We start from the raw sequence: 3,962 nt of genomic DNA on the forward strand, positions 1-3,962 counted from the left end.
ATTAAATAAATTATGATGAGGAAAGTTTATTAATTCAGGAATAAAACCAAAAAACTTTAGAAGGAAATTTAACGTTCCTTAAACAACTTGCAGAGCGTAAAAATTCAAATAAAAACAAAGATAAACAATACTGGTATCACAATTATTTAACATACAACAATAAATAATTATTATCAACAAATAAAAAAAATCCCGTCTTCTTTCTTAAATATTTAAATTCGTCTTTATTTTTAGCGGCGCTTTATTTTATTCAATAACAAAAAAGCCTTGTATTTAATAAGGCTTTTAAAATAGAAAGAATATTTAATATATGACTTAAGTTACTGCTTAATAGCTTCGACTTGAATTTTTAATGTCATATTATCAGCCATCCCTTCCTTGACTAAAAAGTCCACTCCCCAATCCGAACGTTTAATGACTGTTTCAAAATCGCCACCACAAACAGGCGCATTAAATACAGGACTTTCATAACAATTAAATTTAGTGGCTGTTAATTGAATAGGTAGCGTTTTTTCCTTTCATTGTTAATAACCCTTCAATAGAAGTGGGCTTATTATTAGAAAAATGCCATTGAGTTGAAGAAAACTGAATGGTTGGGTATTTATCTACATCCAAGATATCAGCACTTTTCACATGCTTATCAAATGCTGTTAATCCCGTATTTAATGTTTCAACTGGAATAGAAACATTTATTTTTCCTATATTTTTTTCTGGAAGATAAGTTAAATCTCCTTCAATTTCATAAAAACCCCCACTGTTGGTCGAAGTCCCGAAGTGATCAATATAAAACATAGCTTTAGTATGTGTCGGTTCAAGTTTATATTCATTTGCTTGTACTGTGGGCACAAGTAATAATGAGGATAATACAGCAGGAAAAATAAATTTCATTATTGGTTCCTAATCTATTTTTATAAAAATATGCCCATAAAGAAAAGGCTTTATAGGCATCTTTAAACACAGAAAATACAAATTAAAAAGAACGTTGAAAATTAATTAACGCTGAGAATCTAAAACTTCATTATTTTTTAATACATCTTGCGCTTTGCTATAACTTTCAATTAATAGCTGATAAGCAGGGAAAATTTGAGTATACGCTTGCGCCCATTGTGCAGCGTCAGCACGGTTCCATGTTTTTTGAATTTCAGAAGCAACAGCGGCGGTATCCATAGGGACTACGCCCGCTTGAACAATACGAGCTAAGGTAATTTCTTCAGCCATTTTGCTGTAAGTACCCGATGCATCAATCACTGCAAAAACTTGATACCCCTCAGCAACGGCACTAATTGCAGGGAATGCCATACACACACTTGTAATAGTACCAGCAATAATTAATTGCTTTTTACCTGTTGCTTTAACGGCTTCAACAAACTCAGGATTATCCCAAGCATTAATTTCGCCTTTGCGTGCAACATATTTTGCATGAGGTGCATTTTGATGAATTTCAGGAATTAATGGACCATTAGGACCTTGTGGTACAGAAGCCGTAGTAATAACAGGCATGTTAGCTAATGTTGCCATTTTTGCTAATACAGAAGCACGCGCTCGTAATTCAGTCATTGGCATATCACCTACGGTTTGAAATAAACCACTTTGGTGATCAATTAATAACATAACAGCATCTTCTGGATTAATTACAGGGCGCTGACCATTAAAGTTTGCTGGAGTGCTCATTTTTTTATTCCTTTTAATTAATTTGATTATTAACATGATTGAAGAACAATATTAGAGAAAAACATTTTTATCTTTTTTTCTCTTTCGTTGTCATAAACAATAATCAATTAATAAAAAGCTCGGTAGTAGCAATTATGATAAACACTATTCTAAAAATAGAACACTGAAACATTTTATTATTGTTCTATTTTTAGGATGATGAAATCTATTTTTGCCACTACTTAAATATATTAGTCACTTTAAAATAGAACCTATAGAAATTTTATAGGAACATTTTATGAAAAAGATCATAGGTATTTATAAAGCACCTCGCCAACATTGGGTTGGTGATGGTTTTCATGTTAGCTCGCTCTTTAGCTATGGTAACCATGGTAAATATTTAAATCCATTTTTACTTTTAGATAGAGCAGGTCCGACTGATTTTCCCGCATCTCAAGGACATAATCGTGGTGTCGGTGAACATCCTCACCGCGGATTTGAAACAGTCACTATTGTTTATAAAGGTGAAGTCGCACACCATGATTCCACAGGAGAAGGTGGTGTAATTGGTCCAGGTGATGTGCAATGGATGACCGCTGCATCCGGTATTTTACATCAAGAATATCATTCTGATGCATTTACCAAAGAAGGCGGTGTGTTAGATATGGTGCAATTATGGGTTAATCTTCCATCTGAGGCTAAATCAGCCCCTGCTGGCTATCAGTTATTAAAAGAAAGTGCGATCCCTGTAATTCCTTTGGCAGATAATGCGGGTCAATTGCGTATTATTGCTGGGAATTATCACGATTCGCATGGCGCAGCAAAAACCTTTTCGCCAGTGGATGTATGGGATATCCAATTAAAACGCACAAAATCAGTGACGCTACCCACTAAGAAAGATCGCTATGTTGGCTTAGTGGTTTTACACGGTAGTGTTTATCTTGATAATCAAACCCAATTACAAACAGGTGATTTGGTTATTTTAGATAATGAAGGTGGCTCTGTTAGTCTTGAAGCGATTGAAGATGCCGTCGTCTTATATCTCAGTGGTGAACCGATTAGTGAGCCTGTTGTAGGCTATGGTCCTTTTGTGATGAATAGCGAAGCACAAATCAGACAAGCCATTGATGATTTTAACCAAGGTAAATTTGGTCGTATTCCTAACGAGTAACACGTTTAAAATACGACATAGCACAATAAACGTATAAACGGCTCCCTTTAGTATTCGGAGCGTTTTTATCTTGCTCTACTCTTTTAATGGCGACATATTATCAGCAAGGTATTCCAGTAATACCTGAATCGCTGGCAATAATCCTTTTCTTGACGGATAAACTGCATGAATAACATCTTTAGGAAAACGCCAATTTGGTAATACTTCAATTAACGAACCATTTTGTAATTCTTTTTCAACCACACTCAGTGGTAATCGTGTTATTCCTAATCCTTTTAATGTTGCTTTATAAAGCGTAATAACATCGGTTGTCGCTAATTTGGGTGTGACATGTTGTGTGGAAACCGTGCCATTTTCATGCGTTAACGTAAGTGTATATTGTTGTGAGTGTTCACTATTTGCCAAAACAGGATAATCTGCAAGTTGTTCGGGTGAACTTGGGATCTCTTGCCCTCTAAATAACCGAGGACTGGCAACGAGAACACGTCGAGAATAACCTAGAATTTTCATTGTTAAACCTGAATCATCTAGCGGTAATGCTCTTACCCGTAAAGCTAAATCAAGGCCTTCACTAATGACATCAACGGGTCGATTAATAGCTAATATCTGAATATTAATATCCGGATACTTTTCCATAAAATCGACCAAAATATCTTGAATATAAATTTGTAATAATGCGACTGGACACGAGAGTTTAATGGTGCCATGTGGGTGCCCTTGAGCTGAACAAATAACTTCTTCCGCAATTTCAGCTTCTGCAACCACATTTTTACACTGTTGATAAAATGTCTGCCCAATTTTAGTGACATGAAATTGACGTGTAGAGCGATAAATCAAAGAGACATTGAGTTTTTGTTCTAAATCAGCGATACGACGACTTAGTTTAGATTTAGGTATACCTAATGTTTCTGCCGCTTGAGAAAAACCGCCAAACTCAACGACTTTCACAAAATAGTAGAGATCATTTAAATCATACTTCATTGTGTATCACCTATTAGGTTATTTTCAATATTTAGCTGAATTGTTTCAGGTTTAGATATTATGACAAAAATAATTGTAAATATTATTTACTCTTATTCAGATATTGTTAATAACATTATAATCACATAGGTTAATAAAATAAAGATGACCCCAAATAATA

General features: G+C 34.6%; 3 protein-coding genes and 1 pseudogene. 1 reads left to right on the plus strand and 3 read right to left on the minus strand.

Annotation, left to right across the window (positions count from 1 at the left end):
- Positions 1-320: 320 nt before the first annotated feature.
- Both BHE89_RS11495 and BHE89_RS11500 read right to left on the minus strand, forming a co-directional pair.
- A pseudogene (locus BHE89_RS11495) lies at positions 321-888 on the minus strand (YceI family protein).
- Between the two features lie 105 nt (positions 889-993).
- A complete protein-coding gene (locus tag BHE89_RS11500; protein ID WP_069367318.1) occupies positions 994-1,671 on the minus strand; it encodes a hydrolase in 678 nt (225 codons plus the stop codon).
- Positions 1,672-1,948: 277 nt separating this feature from the next.
- On the opposite strand from BHE89_RS11500, the gene BHE89_RS11505 reads away from it, so the two are divergent.
- The gene (locus tag BHE89_RS11505; protein ID WP_069367317.1) at positions 1,949-2,821 is read left to right on the plus strand and encodes a pirin family protein; all 873 of its coding nucleotides are present in this window, start codon (positions 1,949-1,951) and stop codon (positions 2,819-2,821) included.
- Positions 2,822-2,896: 75 nt separating this feature from the next.
- Here the strand turns inward: BHE89_RS11505 and BHE89_RS11510 are convergent, their stop codons facing one another.
- Positions 2,897-3,802, minus strand: coding sequence for a LysR substrate-binding domain-containing protein (locus BHE89_RS11510; RefSeq protein ID WP_069367316.1), 906 nt, complete (start codon positions 3,800-3,802; stop codon positions 2,897-2,899).
- Between the last annotated feature and the right edge of the window lie 160 nt (positions 3,803-3,962).

The sequence above is a fragment of the Shigella sp. FC1967 genome (assembly GCF_001743005.1).
Classification (GTDB): Bacteria; Pseudomonadota; Gammaproteobacteria; order Enterobacterales; family Enterobacteriaceae; genus Proteus.